The organism is Enterobacter quasihormaechei (assembly GCF_004331385.1).
GTDB classification, from domain to species: Bacteria; Pseudomonadota; Gammaproteobacteria; order Enterobacterales; family Enterobacteriaceae; genus Enterobacter; species Enterobacter quasihormaechei.
Window position 1 is genome coordinate 25,868 of record NZ_SJON01000023.1, and the last position, 21,120, is coordinate 46,987.

Annotated in this window: 15 protein-coding genes; 10 read left to right on the forward strand and 5 right to left on the reverse strand. The window is 54.3% G+C overall.

Going from position 1 to position 21,120, the window contains the following annotated elements:
• Positions 1-6 precede the first annotated feature (6 nt).
• The 9 genes from E0L16_RS20460 to E0L16_RS20500 all read left to right on the forward strand — a co-directional run bounded on the left by E0L16_RS20460 (position 7) and on the right by E0L16_RS20500 (position 14,642).
• Positions 7-579 (forward strand): hypothetical protein, encoded by a 573-nt coding sequence (locus E0L16_RS20460; RefSeq protein WP_069733723.1) that lies wholly within the window; start codon positions 7-9, stop codon positions 577-579.
• A 167-nt stretch (positions 580-746) separates the two neighbouring features.
• Positions 747-1,478: a conjugal transfer complement resistance protein TraT gene (traT, locus tag E0L16_RS20465; RefSeq protein WP_069733724.1), complete on the forward strand. Its 732-nt coding sequence runs from the start codon at positions 747-749 to the stop codon at positions 1,476-1,478.
• A 48-nt stretch (positions 1,479-1,526) separates the two neighbouring features.
• Positions 1,527-1,859: a hypothetical protein gene (locus tag E0L16_RS20470; protein WP_131638083.1), complete on the forward strand. Its 333-nt coding sequence runs from the start codon at positions 1,527-1,529 to the stop codon at positions 1,857-1,859.
• A gap of 248 nt (positions 1,860-2,107) precedes the next feature.
• Positions 2,108-2,419 (forward strand): hypothetical protein, encoded by a 312-nt coding sequence (locus tag E0L16_RS20475; RefSeq protein WP_069733725.1) that lies wholly within the window; start codon positions 2,108-2,110, stop codon positions 2,417-2,419.
• A gap of 117 nt (positions 2,420-2,536) precedes the next feature.
• Positions 2,537-5,128 carry a type IV conjugative transfer system coupling protein TraD gene (gene traD / locus E0L16_RS20480; RefSeq protein WP_131638085.1) on the forward strand — a complete coding sequence of 864 codons (2,592 nt, stop codon included), beginning with the start codon at positions 2,537-2,539 and terminating at the stop codon, positions 5,126-5,128.
• On the forward strand, positions 5,125-10,539 hold the full coding sequence (gene traI, locus E0L16_RS20485; RefSeq protein WP_131638087.1) for a conjugative transfer relaxase/helicase TraI: 5,415 nt from the start codon (positions 5,125-5,127) through the stop codon (positions 10,537-10,539). The genes traD and traI overlap by 4 nt, the downstream gene beginning before the upstream one ends.
• A 28-nt stretch (positions 10,540-10,567) precedes the next feature.
• Positions 10,568-11,356: a DsbA family protein gene (locus E0L16_RS20490; protein WP_131638089.1), complete on the forward strand. Its 789-nt coding sequence runs from the start codon at positions 10,568-10,570 to the stop codon at positions 11,354-11,356.
• Between the two features lie 580 nt (positions 11,357-11,936).
• The gene (gene repA / locus E0L16_RS20495; protein ID WP_126497555.1) at positions 11,937-12,950 is read left to right on the forward strand and encodes a plasmid replication initiator RepA; all 1,014 of its coding nucleotides are present in this window, start codon (positions 11,937-11,939) and stop codon (positions 12,948-12,950) included.
• 888 nt (positions 12,951-13,838) lie between these two features.
• A complete protein-coding gene (locus E0L16_RS20500) occupies positions 13,839-14,642 on the forward strand; it encodes a DUF4225 domain-containing protein (RefSeq protein WP_127849938.1) in 804 nt (267 codons plus the stop codon).
• Here E0L16_RS20500 and E0L16_RS20505 read toward each other — a convergent pair.
• From E0L16_RS20505 to E0L16_RS20525, 4 genes are all read right to left on the reverse strand, one after another.
• Entirely contained in the window at positions 14,620-14,943 is a 324-nt protein-coding gene (locus tag E0L16_RS20505) for a hypothetical protein (RefSeq protein ID WP_063624434.1), read from the reverse strand. The genes E0L16_RS20500 and E0L16_RS20505 overlap by 23 nt on opposite strands.
• A 14-nt stretch (positions 14,944-14,957) precedes the next feature.
• Positions 14,958-15,728, reverse strand: coding sequence for a TraX family protein (locus E0L16_RS20510; RefSeq protein ID WP_131638091.1), 771 nt, complete (start codon positions 15,726-15,728; stop codon positions 14,958-14,960).
• Between the two features lie 349 nt (positions 15,729-16,077).
• Entirely contained in the window at positions 16,078-16,575 is a 498-nt protein-coding gene (locus E0L16_RS20520) for a hypothetical protein (RefSeq protein ID WP_131638093.1), read from the reverse strand.
• Positions 16,576-16,801: 226 nt separating this feature from the next.
• Complete coding sequence (locus E0L16_RS20525; protein ID WP_053065153.1) at positions 16,802-18,025, reverse strand: IS91 family transposase; 1,224 nt, start codon at positions 18,023-18,025, stop codon at positions 16,802-16,804.
• On the opposite strand from E0L16_RS20525, the gene E0L16_RS20530 reads away from it, so the two are divergent.
• A complete protein-coding gene (locus E0L16_RS20530; RefSeq protein WP_117107725.1) occupies positions 18,024-18,902 on the forward strand; it encodes a GntT/GntP/DsdX family permease in 879 nt (292 codons plus the stop codon). The two genes, E0L16_RS20525 and E0L16_RS20530, sit on opposite strands and share 2 nt — an antisense overlap.
• A gap of 60 nt (positions 18,903-18,962) precedes the next feature.
• On the opposite strand, the gene E0L16_RS20535 is transcribed toward E0L16_RS20530, so the two are convergent.
• Positions 18,963-20,399 carry a coniferyl aldehyde dehydrogenase gene (locus E0L16_RS20535; RefSeq protein ID WP_053065155.1) on the reverse strand — a complete coding sequence of 479 codons (1,437 nt, stop codon included), beginning with the start codon at positions 20,397-20,399 and terminating at the stop codon, positions 18,963-18,965.
• Positions 20,400-21,120: the final 721 nt, after the last annotated feature.

Genomic DNA, 21,120 nt, shown 5'->3' on the forward strand with positions numbered 1-21,120 from the left:
ACGCTTATGATTACCCAAGCTAACATCAATGAAGACCTTCGCATGGTGTCAGAAAACCTATCCGACACGTCGCAACAATTAGTTAAACCAATCCACGCTTTGAAGCTTTCATTTTTCTTTCCAGTTTCAATAGTTGTTGGATACTTAATCGCTTTGATTATCGTGAAAATCCAATACGTGCCCCACATGAATAGTTTTGGGGATGTCGTTACTTTCAATGATGCGATGAGTGCTGAATTAGCAACTAATGGATTTGCGCTATTGTTTTCTGTGATTATAGGCTTTGCCTTATACGGTCCAGCACTGGCGTATCTTACAGTACCGAAAAAAGTACGAGATGGATCAATTATTATCTCAAGCCTACGAAGAACTTGTAAGAAGACAGTCGTGTTTATGATAGTGCTCAATTGGCTCTTCTCATTGTTAGGGGTTATGGTAAGTACTGTTTTCTTATGCGCTGCCCCAGCAATGTTATTGATGTCATTGTTCATTACTCAGATGGTTATTAATGCCGAGGTTGCTAGATATGGTTTCTCTGCTGTCTTGGATAAACTTAACAAACTGGTAAAAAAAATCTGAAACCTGCGTGAAAATCCAAAAAAGCCACTAAAGGATAGTGGCTTTTTTATAATCATTAGTTACCACCTTAGTTATTTCTTATTAAAACTTCTCCCCCATCTGCCGATAACAAAACTGTTAGTTCTGTCTCGCTAACGGGGACGTTTTTCTATGCACAGGAAGAATTCATGAAATTAAAACAATTAGCCGTTGTTGGTCTGATCGCTTCTACTATCGCTCTGTCTGGTTGTGGCGCCATGTCCACAGCGGTGAAGAAACGTAATCTGGATGTCAAAACCCAGATGAGTGAAACCATCTGGCTGGAGCCATCATCAGAGAAAACGGTTTATCTTCAGATCCGTAATACCTCTGACAAGGACATGTCTGGTCTGCAGGCACAAATTACAAATGAACTGGCCGCCAAAGGCTACCGCGTCACCAGTTCTCCGGACGCCGCCTACTACTGGATTCAGGCAAACGTGCTGAAAGCCGAAAAAATGGATCTGCGTGATGCGCAGGGCTTCCTCAAGACCGGGTACGAAGGTGCGGCAATGGGAGCGGCACTGGGCGCGGGTATTACGGCGTATAACTCGTCTTCAGCTGGCGCAACGCTGGGTGTAGGGCTGGCCAGTGGCCTGATTGGTATGGCTGCAGATGCAATGGTTGAAGACGTGAACTACACGATGGTGACCGATCTGCAAATTTCCGAGCGCAGCAAGGCGACCGTCACGACAGACAATATTGCCGCCCTGAAGCAGGGAACGTCAGGCGTTAAGCTGCAAACCAGCAGCGAGCAAGGCAACCGCGCTAAATACCAGACCCGCGTGGTATCCAACGCCAACAAGGTGAACCTCAAGTTTGAAGAGGCGAAACCTGTTCTCGAAGCGCAGCTGGCCAAATCCATCGCCGGCATTATGTAACTGCATTGGCGGTCAAAGGCCGCCCGTTTACCAAAATAAGGAATCAGCATGAAAAAAGCAGGAATTGTGTGTTTATCACTGGTCGTGGCTGTACTCACAGGATGTTCCACCCCAAAATCTACCCCGGAAGAACCAGAAATGACAGCTGCACGCCAGTGCTCTGATCAGGTGCTCACCGCTTCAAAAAATAAAGCGGGTACAACGAAGTTAACGTCAATCATGAAAGATGAAGCCACCATTGTTCGGGTTGGTGATTCTTCTCAGGAAACCCATCTTATCAAGGGATTCCCTTACGTTGAGTCCACGTCTCTTGATAACGGTAAGCCGGGTTCAACATGGCGCAACTGCATGCAGGCGAAAGGGTTTACTGTTGGTGGTTGAGCCGCCTGCAACAATAGTGAGCTAATAGCTCGTTATCATTAAAACCGCACTGAAAAGATATCCCACATCTCAGTGCGGTAATTATTACCTCTCCTTTCCAACTGACACCAGACCGAGTTCACTTCGGGCAGGGTGCGTCAGTGCTTTCTGTCAGTTACCAGTAATTACGCTTCCTCGCATGACTGCGCCAGGCGCAGCCCTGTCTGCGGCGAGCGTTGCGTCCTTAATTTCAAAGGAGTTCGTCCATCATGATGCATCAGATAAATGAACGTGCAGATTACTCAGCTGAATTCTGGTCACTTATCCATCTGGAAAGTGAGCTGATGGCAGCAAGGGCCTGGATGAATGTATTTGGTTCACTTCCTGAGGGGCAGGGAATGACCATTGTTGCTTTCTGGGCTGGCTATGAATTTACCCTTTATGGTCTGGAGTCCCGGGAGTGGCATTCAGCGGTTTATAGGGATGTGGCCTCTTCAGTCCGTTCTGTGGCTGCATGCATTAATAAACAGGACTGGGAGGACGGATGTCAGCAGGCCAGGTATGAACTGAGTCAGATGTAATAACCTGACGATTAATCCCCACGCGGTACCACATTTTTTCATCACCCTTTTCAACGCTTCTTCTCTGATAACGAACATCACCACGCAGGTGATGCGATAACGGCCGGACAACACTCTATGAGCTTCGCAGGAAAAAACCTCACCCAGGGCGGGCAGATGACCGCCTACCGCTGGCGCATGTTCATTCAGGTGAACAACTGGATAGGATTCTGGATCTTCATCCTGTTCGCCGTACTGACTACCGCCATCTTTCTCTGGCGAATCCCTCAGGAAGCCCTGGATAACGGTTCCCTGTGGTGGTTCGCCAGTATCAACAGCAGCTTTATCGACCTGATGCCAGCATCGGGAACGCCAAAAATCTACGACGTTCACTACTGGTATGCGCCTACCGCGACGGCAATGGTTCTGAAGATGACCCTGCCGCAGATTTATACCGACCCGTACATGCAGGCGATGGGCGACCAGTGCCTGCGTGAGCTGCAGTGGGCAGCCGGTGCCAGCGGGCTGTTCAGTATGGTGGTGTTTATCGCCGTGACCTGGTTTATCGCGAATATCGGCAGAAAGGAGAGCGAGGACGAATATCTCTCCGGCATGCAGCTGACCGACAAGCCAGCGGAAGTGAATAAATTACTGCGCAAAAACGGTGAGATCTCTGACCTGCGCGTGGGTGATCTGCATATGGTCAGGATGGCGGAGGTACTCAATTTCCTGATGCATGGCACTATCGGGGTGGGGAAGTCGACGCTGATACGCTGGTTACTCGACTACATCCGCAAACGCGGTGACCGGGCCATCATCTACGACTCAGGTTGTACCTTCACAGAAACCCACTATAACCCGTCTACCGATATCATCCTTAACGCCCACGACGAGCGATGTGCCAACTGGCAGATGTGGGGTGAGTGCGTTGACGCGGTCGATTACGACAACCTGGCCGCCAGCCTCATTCCGGTGGAAGGGGAATCCGATCCGTTCTGGGTATCCAGCTCGCGAACCATTTATGCCGATCTCGCAATTCGTATGTCGACGGACCCGGAACGCAGCATTGAGAAGTTCCTGAAAACCCTGCTGTCCCTCAGCATGAAAAATCTGCGTGACTATCTGGCCAACACGCCCTCTGCCAACCTGGTTGAGGAGAAAATCGAGAAAACGGCCATTTCCATTCGCTCGGTGGTAACCAACTACGCTAAAGCCCTTCGCTATCTGCAGGGGCTGGATGACGGAACGAAACCGCCGTTCACTATCAGGGAGTGGATGACGCAGGAACGCTATGACAACAGCTGGCTGTTTATTTCCACTCAGGCCCGGCATCGCAAAAGTGTACGCCCGCTGATCTCACTCTGGGTGTCGCTGGCCACGCTGATGCTGCAGAGCATGGGGGAAAACAGCGACCGCCGCGTATGGTTCATTATCGATGAAGCACCCAGCCTGCAGCGCATACCCGAGCTGGCCGAGACACTTGCAGAGGCGCGTAAATTTGGTGGCTGTTTCGTGCTGGGCATGCAGAACATGGCGCAGCTGGTTCACGTCTACGGCCGCGAGCTGGCCAAAAGCATCTTTGACCTGATGAACACCCGTATGTACGGACGTTCGCCGAGCGCCGAGATGGCCAAAGTGGTGGAAGAGGAGCTGGGCAACCAGCGTAAGCGCAAAATCCGTGAGCAGAACAGCTACGGTCTGGACCAGGTGCGTGACGGTGTGTCCCTCGGTAAGGACGAGGTCAATAACCCGATTGTCGACTACGAGCAGATCATGCGTCTGCCAAACCTCAACTTTTATGTTCGCCTCCCGGGTGAGTATCCGGTCGTCCGTCTGAAGCTGAAATATCGCGCGCTGAAGAAACGGCAGGCAGGCCTCATTGAGCGCAATATCCGCGATGCGCTCAGTCCGGAGCTTGAGAGGGTTATTCAGGAGAACGAGCGCGCAGCGGCAGCTGCCGGTCTGACGTTCCCGACCGGTGAAGAAGTGCTGGAGAAGGGAAGCGAAATGTCAGCCGCAGCTGACGGTACGGCTCATGTTGCTTCTGCCGGTACGCCGGCATCATCGCCCGTCGAAAAAAAGACAGCAACACCAGAGACAGCGCCGAAGCCTCCTCAGGGCACAGTGCCTGAACGGAAACAGGTAGCTGTCATGGAGCCTGTTATCTCCGGTTCTGCGACAGTCGTACCGGAAGAGGGGGCCGGAAAACACAACACGGTGACACCTCCTGTCACTGCAGAGAAAAAAGATAACGTTGTTTCTCTCCGTTCTGTTGGCGCAATGAAAAAACCGCCTGAAGCACCGGGCAAATTACCGGTCTCCAACGGAGTGACCGGTCACCCGGGTACCGCTGACTCTGTACAAACAATGCCCGATGCCCTCAAGGCCCTGCGAAACCGACATCATGTACCGGAACCACCTGTCGCCTCACCTCTGAGCATGCTGCACAGGGCACGCCAGCGGCCGGCCTCTTCGGAAAGCGATCCGCAGACAGAAGAAAACGGCGGTGAGTCCATGAACCTCGACATGAAAGTGACGGCACTGCCTGACGGCGGCCTGAGTGTGACGACGGCAGGGAAGTCAGTGACACCGAAAACCCCGGATGAAGCCCACGGTACTCACCGGCAGCTGGCGCAGGAAGAAGAGAACATTTTACTTCACCGTCACGCGGACGACCCGGGTTACGACGAAAACGACCATTACTATTACGACAGAGAGCCTGAATTATGATGTCAGTCGCCCCAGTAGCGTCAGCCGGCGAGGCTGCAGGCTACTACAGCAATTCCGATAACTACTATTTTCTGGGCAGCCTTCAGAGCCTCTGGATGGGAGAGGGTGCAAAAGCGCTGGGTCTGGAGGGCAACGTCCGTGGCGATGATCTGACGGCCGTGCTCGAGGGACGTCTGCCGGACGGCTCACGGCTTGGCAAGGAGGTTAACGGGCAGCACGTCCACCGTCCCGGCCATGACCTGACCTTTTCCGCCCCCAAAAGCGTGTCCATTCTGGCACTTATCGGCAACGATAAAGAAATGGTGGAAGCACATAACCACGCGGTCCGTGTGGCGGCCGGCTATGTGGAGAAGCTCATCTCGGCCCGCGACACGAAAGACGGCGTCACGTCCATCGTACATACCGGCAAGATGGTGGCAGCTGCTTACACGCATGACACGTCACGTAATCTTGACCCGCAGCTGCACACCCATCTCCTGATTGCCAACATGACGGAGTATGCGGGCAAATGGAAAGCCCTGGCCACGGACTATATCCATAACGCGGGCTTTATCGAAACCGTCATGAAGCATCAGGTCACGCTCGGGAAAATTTATCGCAGCGCGCTGCGTGAGCGGGTTGAAGCGCTCGGCCATGAAGTGGAAGAAGTAGGCAAGCATGGCATGTGGGAGATTAAGGGCGTTCCGGAAGACGTCAGGGACGAATATTCCTCCCGGGGCAGGGAAATTCAGGGTGCCGTGGGGGCTGAAGCCACGCTGCGCAGCCGGGATGTGGCCGCCAAAGACACCCGCAGGGCGAAAGTCGACCCTTCGAGGATGCGCCTGATGGAACGCTGGCTGGGCCAGATGAAGGAGAAGGGATTTGACCTGAAGGCGTATCAGGAGAGCGTGGTGCCGCGTGATGCAGGTCTTCGTGAGACCGCGCCTCAGCCGGAGCGAGATCACCAGGCTAAGCCGGTTCCTGCCGGGCATGAGCTGGCTTCTCTGCAGACGTCGTCCACGGCAGAAAAGAGCGTCGATACACCTGCTCAACCCGCAGAACGGGAGAGCCAGTCCCGTCAGGCTGTAACACAGCCGGCTGACACACTGCGTCAGACGGTACAGACCGGCCCCGAAAAGACGCCGGCGACCAGGAGCGTTCCTGCAGCGCAGCTGGACACTGAAATACCCCGCCCGGAACTGACTGAGGCTGTCCGGCTGGCCATCTCGCAGCTCAGCGACAGTAAAACGCGCTTCACCTTTGGCGAGCTGATGATGACCACCGCTGAGCTGAGTGAACAGCTGCCGGAGATTCAGGAAATTCGTGTGGCCATCGATGCGGCGCTGAAGGACGGCATGATTGTACCGTTGGACAGTGAGAAAGGGGTCTTTACCTCCCGTATTCACCTGCTTGATGAACTCTCGATCCAGGCGCTGAGTCAGGAACATCTCAAATCCACAAAAGTCGTCAGTTTCACCCGCCCGGCGCAGTACGCGCCGGCGGCGCTGGAAGTGGTGGAGAAAGACGCCCTGGTTCTGATGAATGCCCCGTCAGGCGTGGCGGGTATCCGTGACCTGACCGCGCAGCTGGCCGGTATTGCCGGCGCGAACGGTCGTAACGTGCAGGTGCTGGCCAGCTCTGCCGAGCGCGCCATTTCGCTGGCGAAATCCGACGATTTGCGGGAACGGATCATCAGCCGGCAGCATGTTCTGAGCGGTGATTTCCACCTGAAACCCCAGAGCACGCTGATTATCGAAGGGGCAGAGCGTCTGGGGTTAAAGGAGACGCTGGTTCTACTGGGCGAAGCGCGCGCGCAGGATGCACAGCTGGTCTTTCTCGACAGTGCCGGACGTCAGGCGAACGGTAACGCCATGTCCGTGCTGGAGTCCGCGGGGGTTGCCCGCTCCCGCCGCACGGAGCCGGCGCCCGGGCTTGAGGCCGAAGTGGTCAGTATTCCGAACAAACGCGACCGTTACGAGGCGCTGGCCAACCGGTTTGCAGAGCTGAGCGGAGGAACTGAAAACGTCACCGCCGTTGTGGTCGGCAGGCGTGAACAGGCACAGCTGACGGGCCTGGTACGTGAGGCGCTGCAGAACGCAGGACAGCTGGGGCGCGACGGCGTGGAGATAGAGGCCCGGCAGCCGGTCTGGCTCGACAGCAAAACGCGCCGCATGCCCGGTTCATACCGTCCCGGGATGGTACTTGAAGATCGCACGGACGCAAAAGCGCGTAAGTCGTATGTGATTGACCGGGTGCATGAGGACACGCGAGTCCTCTCGCTCATCGACGGGGACGGCGTGCTGACCCGGATGAAAATCGGCGATATCAGCGCTGACTGGCGTCTCTTCAGCCGCGAAACCCTCAGCGTGGCCACCGGCGAAAAACTGCTGGCCGTGGCGGGGGATCGTGAGCACAGCCTGAAGGCAAAAGACCGTCTTGAGGTGACCGGGATAAGTGAAAAGGGGATTGAGGTGAAACGGGGGGAAGAGACCCTGACGCTGCCAAAAGACCAGCCGCTCTACCTGTCGCATGCCTACGTGACCGCGCCGGGCGGCCGGGATAACGACACCGGCGTGGTGCTGGCCGCACTGAACAGCCGCGACATATCGACCCAGACCATGAATTCGCTGGCACAGAGTGGCCACCGGGCGGAAGTGTTCACAGCCGAAGTACAGGACCGGGCTGAAGCCCGGCTGCAGCGCATGAAGACCAGTGCCTCTCCCGTGCAGCTGGTCAGAAACCTGAGCGGTCACCAGGACATCAGTCAGGCGGTGGATTCACTGCATGACAGCGTCCGGACGGACGCCGGGCTGGCCGTCTGGCGTGCCATCAATGACCAGCGCACTGTGGTATTCAGCGAACTGAAGCTGGCGACGGAAGCGCAGAAATATCATCCCGACCTTGAAGCTATCGGGAATGAAATTGGCGCGATGATTAAAAATGGCGAGCTGTTGTCCGTATCCGCAGGGGGAGAGCCGGTACTGGTTTCCCGGTCCACCTGGGAGATGGAGAAAGCCATTCTGCGTGTGGTGGAGGAAGGGAAAGGCACACAGCAGCCGTTGCTGGAACAGGTACCGGAAGCCGTGCTGAACGGACTCACCGATGGCCAGAAAAAGGCGACCACCCTGGTGCTGGGAACCACGGATCAGTTTATCGGGATTCAGGGCTATGCCGGCGTGGGGAAAACCACGCAGCTGAAGGCGGTGATATCTGCACTGGAGACCATACCGGCGGACGTTCGTCCGGTGATGACGGGGCTTGCCCCGACGCACCAGGCGGTGAAAGAGATGAGCGACGTCGGTGTCCGGGCGCAGACCATCAAATCTTTTATCGTTGAACATGACCAGGCGACGGCCGCAGGCGGTAAGCCCGACTATAAAGGACAGGTGTTTCTTATCGATGAGTCCTCAATGGCAGGCAACCAGGATACGGCGGCACTGTTCCAGGCCATTGCCAGCGGCGGCGGTCGCGCGGTCTCGATGGGGGATATCGACCAGTTTGAATCGGTCGACGTGGGCGCACCGTTTAAGCTGATGCAGGAGCGCAGCCCGATGGATGTGGCCATCATGAAGCAAATCGTCCGCCAGAAAGACCTGCAGCTGCGCGGTGCCGTTCACGACATTATTGATAACCGGATCGATGCGGCCCTGCAGCGGATTGAAACCCAGCCGGCTGACCGTGTGGCGCGTAGCGCTTCAGCCTCGCTCCCGGGGAGTGCCATTCAGGAAACGGAGACGCCTGTTAACGACATCGTGGCTGACTGGACGGACCGGACGCCGGAGGCGCGGTCCCGTACCCTCATTATCACCCAGCTGAACGCCGACCGTCGTGCGGTAAATGCCGGCATTCATGCTGTGCTGGCTGCCCGGGGAGAACTGGGGGAGAAGGCCATTACGGTGCCGGTGCTCGATAAAATCACCCACACCCGTCATGAGTTCAATAAAACCGATGCCTGGGAAGCCGGGATGGTGGTTAAACGCGGCGATCGTTACCAGGACGTGCTGGCCGTTGACCGCAACGGCAGTACGGTCACGGTACGCGATGAGGAGGGGAAGATTGGACTGTATTCCCCGAAGGAACTCATCACCGGCGACGTGCAGCTGTTTCGCCGCAGCGAGAGGGAAGTCCGTGCCGGCGATCTGCTGAAGTTCACGGCGACAGACAAGGAGCAGGGACAGATGGCCAGCCAGCGCTATACGGTCGAGTCGGTCAGCGAAACGGGCAATATTCGTCTGAAGGGGGAAAACGGCCGCATTACCATCAATCCTCAAGCGGTCAGGGCGCAGCAGCATATTGACTACGGCTGGGCCGTCACCGGGTACGGTGCTCAGGGGGCCAGTAGCGACTATGTCATTGCGCTTGAGGGCACGGAAGGCGGGCGTAAGGCACTTGCCTCCCGTCGCGCCTTCTACATCTCGGCCTCGCGCGTGAAAGAGCACGTCCAGATTTATACCGACGGGAAGGCGGACTGGGTTAAGGCGGTAAAAACGCCGGAGCGGGATATCAAAACGGCGCACGATGCGCTGGCGCCAGAAACGCAGCGTAAACAGGCGAAAGCCATCTGGGCAATGGGACAGCCGGTGAATAAAACGGCCATGGGCCGTGCCTGGGTGCGCCATCAGGGCATGCAGGACGCGTCACTGACGGCAAAAATCATCCCGGCCACCCGGCGCTTTCCCGAACCGGCGCTGGCGCTGCCGGTGTATGACAACAACGGCCGGAGTGCGGGCCTGGCTCTGGTTTCCCTGGTTGCCAGCCCGGAAGGGCGGATGACACAGGGGGAGACCCGGATGGTCATGACAGAACGTGCCCGTGGTGCGGTACTGCAGCGAAGCCAGTCAGGCAACACGATTGTGGCCAGTGACCTGGCGGCCGCGCTTGATGCAGTACGACATCACCCGAAGGACGGTGTGGTCTGGCAGACCGGCGATGAGCCACCATCAGCACATCTGCTGAAAGTCAGCGGAGGTATCGTTACGGAGGCCGCATCAGAACACAAACTGATCCGTGACCAGGAGGAAACCACACGACAGACGGAAAAAGACATGCTTAACAAAGCCGTTAAAGCGGAAAAAGAAAAGAGTGAGACTCAGGAGCGTATTGTTGTGCCGGTGGAGGACGCGGTGCGTATTACGCCCGGGATGCTTGAGGTTGACGACCGGAATGAGCCAACGATTCCTGACGGAAAAGTGCTCATTCAGGTTGCCAGCTCGGACAGCGTTAGCCACGATGAGATTGGCCGTCATATCAGGGCAGAAAAGGAACCATTGGCCAGCAAAGTCGCTTCGGAACGTGCGGGAGTCAGCCGCATTGTGAATGAGCTGGCCAATACCGAGCGGGATATTATCCGGCAACCCGAAAATAGCGAGCGCGGCCGCATGCCGGAGCGAGAAGAACAGACCCTCACCCGTACCATTCAGAAAGAACGTTAATCTCCCTTTTAACCATGAGACTCAGACGATGAAAGTACACAAATTAGCTGCATTAATAGTTACAACATACATGGGCTTTATTGCAACGGCACACGCTTCGGCCCCGCAGCTGGTCTTCAGCCCGGAGCAGGAGGCCCGTATCGGGGAAATCGCAGCAGACTACCTGGTGTCCCACCCGGAGATACTGGTAACGGTCAGTCATAAGCTGCAGGAACAGCAGGAGGCACGTAAGCAGAAGATGTTTGCACTCAGCGTGATGGAGAATCAGGCGAACCTTCTGCATGATCCGGACACACCGGTTTACGGTCCTGATAATGCAAAGGTCGCGGTGATTGAATTCTTTGATTACCAGTGCGTGTTCTGCAGCCGCTTCGCGCCGGAGCTGGAGAAGGTCATGAAAGCGCAGCCGGACGTCCGCTACCTCTTTAAGGAGTGGCCAATTTTTGGTGGTCGCTGGGAAGCCTCACTTCAGGCAGCGCAGCAGGGGCTGACGGTCTGGCAAAAGAAAGGGCCGCAGGCCTATGTCACCTATCACAATGCCATCTACGCCACCGGCCATAATGAAGGCAAGCTGACGGCGGAGGATATTCACGGGGCAGCGTCAAAGGCGGGGCTGACCACTCCAGCTCCTGGCGACCATACCGCGTCCCTTGAGAAAAATAGTAACCTGGCAGAGGCGCTGGGACTCACCGGAACGCCGGGGATCATCGTCATGCCCGTTAGCGGAGCCACTCCTGACACCATCACGGTCTTCCCGGAAGCCGTTACCGCTGAAAAACTCCAGGCTGCAATCCGGAAAGCCACCAGGGTGAAATGATCCTCAGTCCGAAGAACGTCTCCCGCCAGAGACTGTTTTTCATGTTCCGCGCGTAAATGCCATCTTCCTGTTCCGTTCTCCTGCGCTTCCTCGATCAGACCTGCCGGCCTGATACTGCGGCGAGCGCTGCCGGTTAAACGTCCCTTCAGGACAATTAGCACGCAAACAATGAACGCTAATCTGGCCTGACATCTGGAAATATTGCCAGCGAGAAGGTAGTATTCGGATCGTCAGCGATCGTCTTGTGGTGGGACAGATTGTTGATTCAGATTACTTTTGTGACCTAACTCAAACTGACGGTTTGACTGCTTTGTGGTGAGGCAGGCGGGTGGCAGAAGATGGTTTTACGGAAGAAATGCGGACTTCCGGAAACAGACAGGGACAGGACGTGTCCAGTAAAACGTTCAGGAGCAGGTGACGGGATTTCCCGGAGCCTGAATGCACAAACCCCCCGATATCTGCTACGAACTTGGCGGAACGTCAGATATCAGGGGGTCCAAAAGCAGGCGCGTTGCCTGTGAAGGATTATAACGCATGCACCATAGAAAACAACACCCGGCCGCCATAAGAACAGGCCGCCGTGAATGACAAGCAGATTTCTGTTCACTGGTCTGAGCTTCCGGCCGAAGAGTTAATCCGTTTCTGGCAGGACGTCGATGCCGGCACACAGGATAATTTTCTTACTGAGCCGGTCAAAAAGCGGACCCGCCGTAAGCGCGGTGAACACTCCACAAAAGCCAAATGTGAAAACCCGTCCTGGTTCCGTCCTGAGCATTATAAAAAGCTCTCCGGACAGCTCGGTCATGCCTACAATCGCCTGGTGAAAAAAGACAAAGAAACGGGGCAGGTCAGCCTGCGCATGCATGTTTCCCGTCACCCTCTCTATGTTGCCGGCCGCCGTAAAGCGGGACGTAAATATGGCTTCCGTCCGGAACGTCAGCGCCTGCTCGATGCGCTCTGGCCAGTGCTCATCAGCTTCTGTGATGCCGGCAAGCATACCGTTGGCATGTGTATCACCCGTCTTGCAAAAGAACTCAGTGCAAAGGACGCAAAAGGCAATGTCATTCCGGAAACAGAAGTGACGGTGTCACGCCTTTCACGGCTTATTGAGGAACAGGTACGGTTTGGCGTTCTGGGCCTCGCAGAAGAACGCGCCTGGGATCGTGAATCCCGCACCTGGCTGCCAACATATGTCTATATCACCCCCGTGGGATTCCAGATGCTGGGCGTCGATATGGACAAGCTGTTTAAAGAGCAGGAGAAGAAGCTCCGTCAGAGCGCCGAGCGTGAGCAGCTGATCCGGGAAGGGGTGATGAGCGAACATGATGATGTTCAGCCCCATTCCGCGCGGAAATGCTGGTCCGGCCGTAAGCGCCGGGAGGCACTCGTTTACCGCCGCAAAAAAGGCGCGGAGCGTAAACGTGCCAACAATCTGATTAAGCTGCCGGCAGATGAACGACTCCATGCAATGTCTGAATGGATTTACCGCACCCTGCCGCCTGACGAAGCGTACTGGTGCACATCTGAGCGCCTGAAGGCTCTGGCCATCCAGCATCTTTACCAGCTGGATCTGGCGCTTTCTCCACCTGACTAGTCACAGACGAAACAACAGTCTTTCTGTTTACAGGCCCCTAACCGGGGCTTTTCGTGCTGGTTTTTTTCGGCCATCCTGCTCATTTTTCATCCTTTACTCCTTTCTCCTTCCGGTCACCATGACGTTCTGCAGGTCGCTATGGTCCGCAATGGCCACTATCTCTTTTTTTACACAGAAATCCGCAAACGAATAAGTTAAGTAACCCGGAAATGAATAAAAGGCATTCCGCAAAACAGTCTTACTTCACCGTTTTTATCTCTCTGTTCATTACATTCCAGAGTAGATCTTTGTCTTCGGCAACTCTGTGGATAACGTAAAATGCCTTCGCATGCAGCGGCCTCACGGCCGCGCGCTCAGAAGGAAATCAAAAGTTCCTCCCGTCGCAAGCGCCGGGCCCCATTCTGGCCAGAACCTCGCATCGCATACATACCTGACCCCTGCTAAACCGACGCCGCCCCGGCCCATAGGGCCGGAACACCCTCGCTTTAAGAGGGATGTTGTAACTAGAAATCAAAGCAGTTGCAGTTAGCGTCGCGGCAAGCCCGCTGTACACGCTCGTAAGCGCCTCACGGCGCTAACGCGGAGATACAGCCCGTCAGCGGCCTCTGGCCTCGACGGGCTCACTCCGACCGCGCACATCACCATCAGGCGTGGCGGTTACCGGATATGGCTTTGCAGGGTAAGGGATGGGACAGGCAGAACCTTTCAAACCGCAGCGGCTTACGCCGGTCACGGCGCCCGTCGGCATTCTCTCCCTGTCTGGCCTCAGCTGGCGCCTCCATGCCGCGATGCGGCATCAGTGAGTTCTGCAGGACAGCGTGCCCATTTTTTGTTGTCAAAAATCGTTTCATGAATATGCTTTCAGAAACAGATTAGCGAGGCGATAAAATGGACACGTTGCTTTTACCCGGCCAGAATCCCCGTGCCTGGGCGGAAACCATGATCAACCTGGAGGCCAGGAAACTGGTTAACACGGCAAACACTGTGGCGGCTATGCACCTTCAGGATGGTTTTATCCGGATTCAGTTTGTGGATGAGATCAGGGCATTCATCATGGCCCAGTTTGAGGCCGCACGCCGGGCAAAAACGGATGATGACTGTATGGCCTGTCTGCGTGCCTTACGGGCTGAAAATACCAGCCTGCTGGAGCAGTCCCGATCGCTCAGAACCGGCTATGCAAAACTCTATGCTGAGGTGAAGGTTGTCCGGGACGAGAACAAAATTGTGGGCTACATCATTTCAGCGGTCGACGTCGTGGTGGCCGGTGCGGCCATCTTTGGTGGGATCGTCATGATGTCCTCAATGACGCCGGTGGGCGTGGTGGCCGGCGCGGTGATTGTCGTAAATGGCTTTAACACGATTTCACGGGAAGCCGCGCACAACTTCCTCGGTGATAAGCAGACGGAGGGAATATTCGCTGACGGCTCGATGGAGATCGCTGAATTTCTGGGCTTCAGCCGGCAGCAGGGGCTGGGGACTTATAAGGCTGTCACACTCTTCAGCGAAGTCTACGGCGCGTATGGCCTGAGACTGAAACCCGAAGCACAACGGCTGTGGTACTGGACCAGGCCCGATTTCTTCAGGAAAGTATCCGGCACGCCACGTCCCGCAATGGCGCTTAAAATTGCGGGATGGGGGGTTAAAGCCAAAGTGGCGCTTGATTTACTGACTATTGAACCTTCCGGGAAATAGTCTTCTGCAGTCGGAATGCCTTCCAGCCCAGTACAGGTGGGAAGGTCACCCAGGCGATGATCAGGACTACAAGGGAACTCATGCTCCCGGAAAGAATGTGTGTCCGGCTGCCGGCAATGAGGGTGACCAGCATAACCAGAACCAGCGCGACAGTGATCCATACCGACATCCGGAAGCGCCGTGAGAGCGCATCGATGAGATGCTGCATGGTGCCTCCGCCTGCTGCAAGCCGGCCCTGTAAATTGTCCACTTCGCTTTTGCTGAAACCTGCCTCAAGCAGCTCTTTCTCACTGATAGCCATCACGTCCTCCCTAATCAGGCGAAAGTATACTGTACCAGACCAATAATCCCCAGGTGACCGGCGTAAGCATAATAAAAGAAATTACGCGGCATGAAACGCCTGCGGCCCTCCGGACAGATTTGCCTGCAGAATGAAACCACTGCCAGGGGGAATGCCAGAGTAGGCAGCGTGGCCAGTAATAATGTTTCTGCGGGCATATCCAGGAGATGCGATAACCCGTTTAAACAAATCAGTGACAGCACGGCAGTGATGGCTGCCAGCCGCTGCACTCCGGGTGTATCGCTGCCACAAACCGTTGCCATACTGATGGCCAGCGTTATTCCTGCCAGCCCGTAGCTTGCCGGCTGCAGGGGCCAAATCATGAGGGACAGGAGCAGATATCCGGCGAGCATTCCTTTCCGGCCGTGCCGGTACTGCAGGGCAAGCAGCTGCGTGACGCCGGCAAACACGAACAGAATGTTCATGGCCCACCAGGGCTGGTGATGCCAGAAGGCCAGGCTGAACACCGGCTGCGTGATGACTGCCCAGATCCACAGGCGACTGGCTCTCTTCTGCAGTCGTTCCGGGGTGCGCTGTACGTTCATCGCCCATATAAGCGTGAACAGGGGGAAGGCCATCCGGCCAAGCGCATACATCACCGGCCAGGCTGGCGACAGAAACACCGTATTGGTGTGGTCGATAATCATGGCCAGAAGTGCGAGAAGCTTGACCATATCGAGAGCAGCGGGACTGAGCTGGCTGGCGTTCCGGATAGTGGGAAGAACGTCGGGTACTGAACGATTCATGCTGTATATTCCCCTGGCGACACGCGGTTAACAGCCAGCCCTGGACATAATGCCAGAATGCCCTGCCGGTTTGCGTTGTGACCCTGATCTTTAGTTTCTCCAGAATCTTGCGCACCGCAAATTCTGATTTATCACGCAGCACGCGCATTGCGCCTGCCACATCCTTATTCTGAATACAAATACTTAAATTATGAAAATCGTTCACACCGCCCCCTTTCTTACACTCTTATTATCGGCTGCATGAATATTATATTTAATGGAGTAGGAAAATTCCTAATAAAATTTTCATATTAACGTTCTAAACCTTAGTCAATTTATCGACTCATTTTGAGTGAGTTAAGACCGTTTATTAATTATCTGTATTGTTTGCTGTAGTCTTTGCCCTGACCAGAGCAAAATCCTCACGAATAGATTTGGCGGCAGGCTTCCACCCTTTAGCCCACTCCTCGTTCATTCGGCCTTCACTGACAATTTTCAGGGTGATGGCATAAGGGGTACGCTGCAGTTTCTTCGACAGCCAGAGTATATGATCATCGATTCTGTCATCCGGAATATCAGCAATAATCGAATGAATAAGGTCCAGGTCCTCCGGTGCCCACGGTTTTCCTGAACGCGGAAACACTTCATCCGGAAGGCGTGGTTTTTTTTCCTTTTCTTCTTTTACCTGCTTTTTAGCTTCCTTTTCCGCAGTGATGAGGCGTTGCCGTTCCGTTAAGCCTCCCAGGGTTGCAACCGTCCTGACCATATTTTCGCGCTGCTCACGCGTAATATTTACTTCACCGCATATAATGGCATTTAACGTATCGACAAGAATTTCCAGTTTGCTTTCGGTTAATTTTAAAGTCATACAATAATCTCCTTAATTTTTATTCGTTTTTAGCTCTTCCTGATGCAGACTACGCCAGCGCCAGGGCTCTGTCTGACCCGGTTCATGGTTAGGAGATTGAATCGCTTCTTTTGGGAGCGCCTGACCATGAAAAGTAGCACCGCCTACTCCATTGCTGCTGCTGATCTGCGTGGGATTTGATGTGAAAATACTATCTTCGCCGTATTTTTAACCTGAAACCTGTTTTTCAGGCGAACTGATTCAGCTCAGGCATCCGCAGCCATCGTTTTTTCGCCATCTGATGCAGCCTGTCTGAGAGCATTTTTGTGGCGTGTTCACCCGCCACGGCGCCGGCAAAACGCAACCGGCCTTTGCAGAGGATGCACTGGTACGGATCCGTGCCCAGGAAGCCTTTCATCAGTACCGCGAACCCGGGACGTTTTGGTTTTTCCCGGACCGTCATTTCCAGCGCTTTGTAAACCTTCGGCAGAAGCGAGCCCCGCTTGCGGTTGGCCAGAAAGCCAGAGTAGCGCACCATCTTAAAATGACGCGCCGGAACGTGGCTGATAAAGCGCCCGATCATCTCTTCCTGACTCAGCGTCTGGCGTTTATGCTTTCCCGTGCGGTGATCGAGGTAATGGTGTACCACCGCTCCACCGGCGTAGTGTCGCAGGCGGGAAGCCGACACCGGCGGGCGCTTCAGGTACCGGCCCAGATACTTCACGCTGTGCCAGGCTCCCCGGGTTTTCTTCGCGAAGTGTACCTTCCAGTGCCGGCCATACTGTGCCTTCAGGTAACGCCGCCACTGGCGCTCATCGCGAATGTGTCCCAGTCCCGGCAGGGTGCCGGGGCTGACCCGCTCATAGCTGCCGCGCAGCAGGCGGATAACGGCTCCCCGCCAGATTTCCTCAACGGCCTTCTTTTTGAAGAAAAGGCTGCGCCAGACGCCGTGCTTTACGTCAAGTCCACCGCGGGTGATGGAAACGTGGATATGCGGGTGCTGATTGAGTTGCCGGCCGTAAGTATGCAGGGCGCAGAAGATACCGACCTCAATACCCTGCCGGCGTGCCCACTTCAGCATAGCCCGGGTGGCGCAGCGGAACAGGTCGTTGAGCAGGGACCAGTTGTCGTTGAAGAAGGGCCACAGTAGGTGGGGCATGGTAAAGGTGATATGCTGCCATTCACAGTCGGGCAGGACGTGCTGTTGCTCCGCGATCCACTGCTCGGTGGACTTCATGCCGCAGGCGCTGCAGGCCTTTGACTTGCAGCTCTGGCAGAAGAAGCGGGAGTGTGTGCAGTCCGGCGAGGCGCAGCAGTAGCGGCGAACACCCATAGCGCAGGTCCCGCAGGCGAGCATGCGCTCAACGCAGAGGCGGGTCCACTGGCTGATGCTGTCGCCGTGTTTTTCGAGGTAACGGTTCCAGCCGTCATCGACGGTGAAAAGAAGTTTAGCGGGACGGGGGATATGCATGGAGCAGAGTATAAAGCGGAGCTCCGGTCATGCAAACACCCGAAGCTGCGCAGCAGCGCCGCTCACGCCACAGGCGTGCTACGTTCCGGTGGGTATCCCGACAATCATTTTTGCAGGGCCAGTCTGGGTCAGAATAACGTGTAAAAAAGAGATTACGCCTGCACAAATAAAGTTCCTGGGAACCCGGACAGACAGTACAGAAACGGTAAGGGAGTTACCCGGGTTTGGGATTACCCTGTTCACCATCTGCCTTCCACTGTTACTGATGGTTGTGAAAACTCTGACTTCGGGTCTGGCAGAAGAAACGCTGATACGCCGGTTTACGCTCGCAGTGGGTACGCCCCTGACTGCGCTGATGATATCTCTGGTATTTGCCTTCTGGTCGCTCGGTCTGCGACAGGGACGCTCAATGCTGCAACTACTTGAAATAAGTCAGCGCAGTTTCCCGGTGCTTGCTGGGATTGTATTCGTTATCGGCGCAGGTGGAGCCTTCAACTCTGTTCTGCTCAAAAGCGGAGTGGGGGAAGTTATTTCAGGAATGTTGCTCAGCACCCATATTAATCCTGTCATACTGGCCTGGTTTATTGCCTGGATAATGCACCTGGCAGTGGGATCGGCAACCGTGGCAATGATAAGCGCAGCCAGTATGATCAGTCCGATGCTTGCCGCAGATCATCAACTGACTCCAGAAATTCTGGTAATAGCCATTGGTGCGGGTTCAATTAGCTGGGCTCACGTGACGGATTCAGCCTTCTGGATAGTTCGGGAATACCTGGGAATTTCATTATCCGAAGCGCTGAAAAAGTTTACGGGGGCAACGATCCTTGCTTCGGTTGTGGCGCTTATTGCCACCCTTATTCTTGATCACTTCATCTGACTGAAAAAGCAGGAGGATGGCATCAGGCCACCATCCTCCTGCGAGAAGAGATGATCAGACTCAGGGCTGATTTATCAGGGAGGTAATTTGATTAATTTTTTCGTCCGTAAATGGTGCCCGCATGAGTAGGTTCGATAAACCTGTATCAGACTGAATAAAAATGGCGCGTGCATGGGAAAATCGACGGAAACCATCCTCTCCATGATAGGCTCCCATACCGGAATGCCCCACGCCACCAAACGGCAGATCGTGCACCAAAACATGACTCATCACATCATTAAAGACAAGGGCACCAGAATCGGTTGAACATTGTAACTCTCTGAACTCATTTTCATCCTGTCCAAAATAGTACAACGCCAGCGGTTTTTCTCCATTCCGGATCCGATTAATGCATTCATCCGTTTTTTCATACGTAATAATCGGAAGCAGCGGGCCGAAAATTTCTTCCTGCATGATGCGTGAATTGTCGGAGGGATTGAGAATGAGTCGTGGAATGATTCTCCCCTCAGACGGCAAATCCAGCTCCTCACTGGCTGAAATGATGCGCTCACAATTTTTCGTGGCATCGTCGATCAATTCATTTAATCTGCTGCTGTGGGCTGCATTAATTATTGACGAGAAGTCAGGATTCTTAAGATAAGAACCGTATGATTTTCTCAGGAACGCTACAGCGTAACCGATGAACTCGTCTGCGTATCTTGCTGGAACCATAACATAATCGGGGGCGATGCAAATCTGCCCCGCATTAAATGCTTTGGCCGTCATTATTCTTTCAGCAGCCGTTTTCAGGTTGGCGCTTTCTGAAATGATGACAGGAGATTTCCCGCCTAACTCCAGCGTTACCGGCGTAAGATTTTCGGCTGCTGCACGCATAACATGTCGGCCCGTTGCTGAACTACCGGTAAACACCAGATGATCCAGAGGAAGGGAAGCGAAGAATGCAGAGACACCGGCATCACCCTGAACAGTCAAAATTTCATCCGGAGGGAAATATTCTGAAATCAAATGACAGAGCAGCCGACTTCCCGATGGCGTGAATTCGGAAGGTTTAATAATTGCCCGGTTACCTGCTGCGAGGATACCGGAGAGTGGTCCGAAAGTTAACACCAGTGGAAAATTCCACGGGCTCATTACACCTACAACCCCCAGCGGTCTGTATTGAATGTAAGAACACGTATCCGGGAAGGGTGATTCACGGGGTTCATCCTGCGACCATTTTTTCAGACCGCTCAGTGAATGCTTCAGTGCTTCAATTGAACCCAAAATATCGGAAAGTAATGTGCTGGCATGTGCCCTGTGACCAAAATCCTGACTGTAGGCCTCACACAGTTCATCCTTGTTTTCCTGCAACAAACGAATACAACCCTTAAGAAGGGAATAACGTTGCTCGTGTGGGAGCGGTTTAGATCTGGAATCGTGCCTCAGCTGACATAAAGCAGCTGATACGGTATGGGTATCTGAATGTTGATTGTTGAAAATGACAGGCAGATTTTTCATGGTAACCTCAAATGCACAGAAATACTCACGTCCAAAAGACGTGTACTTAAAAGAGTGATTTGAAGTTATATGCCGCGTCTACTGTAGAACATAAATCAGACAAACACCAGCCCTGCTCCTGTAAAAGCGTTTCGACTCATAGCTTTTACCATCTGATGCAGTCTGTCAGAGAGCATAATCGACAAAATAGTCATCGACAGCCTGACGTCGGCCGGCGCGGACACCATTGCCGGGGACGTTAGGGCCACGCATCATGTTACGTCTGCTAACCAGACCCTTCAGGTTAATCCTGCATGTCATTCGGACAGCCGGATGATCCCTCCTGAGTAAATGGCTGACACCGGGCAGAAAAAAGGAACTTTCAGAACCAAGTCAGCAACGAAAACACTGACATCCCCAGAGCAGCCAAAGTACCGAGACTGCTCAGTAAGCCTTTGCAGAAAACAGAAGCACAGGTGAACATCAAGATACCTAATATTATGTAAGTGCTAATTTCAGCTTCATTACCAGACATTCAACCCTCTGGATAACAAGATAGCAAGATAACATCTTACGAAGATGTTATCTTGCTAAGTGTTATTTCATTTTTGCTCTTTCAATCAGCTCTGCCACTTCCTCTTTAGATAACTTGTAAGCTGCGTCACGGGATCGTGACTGACGAAAAATGGTGAGGATTTATACAGTTTTCAGACTGTTAATCCTGGGCAGGAAGTGTACATCC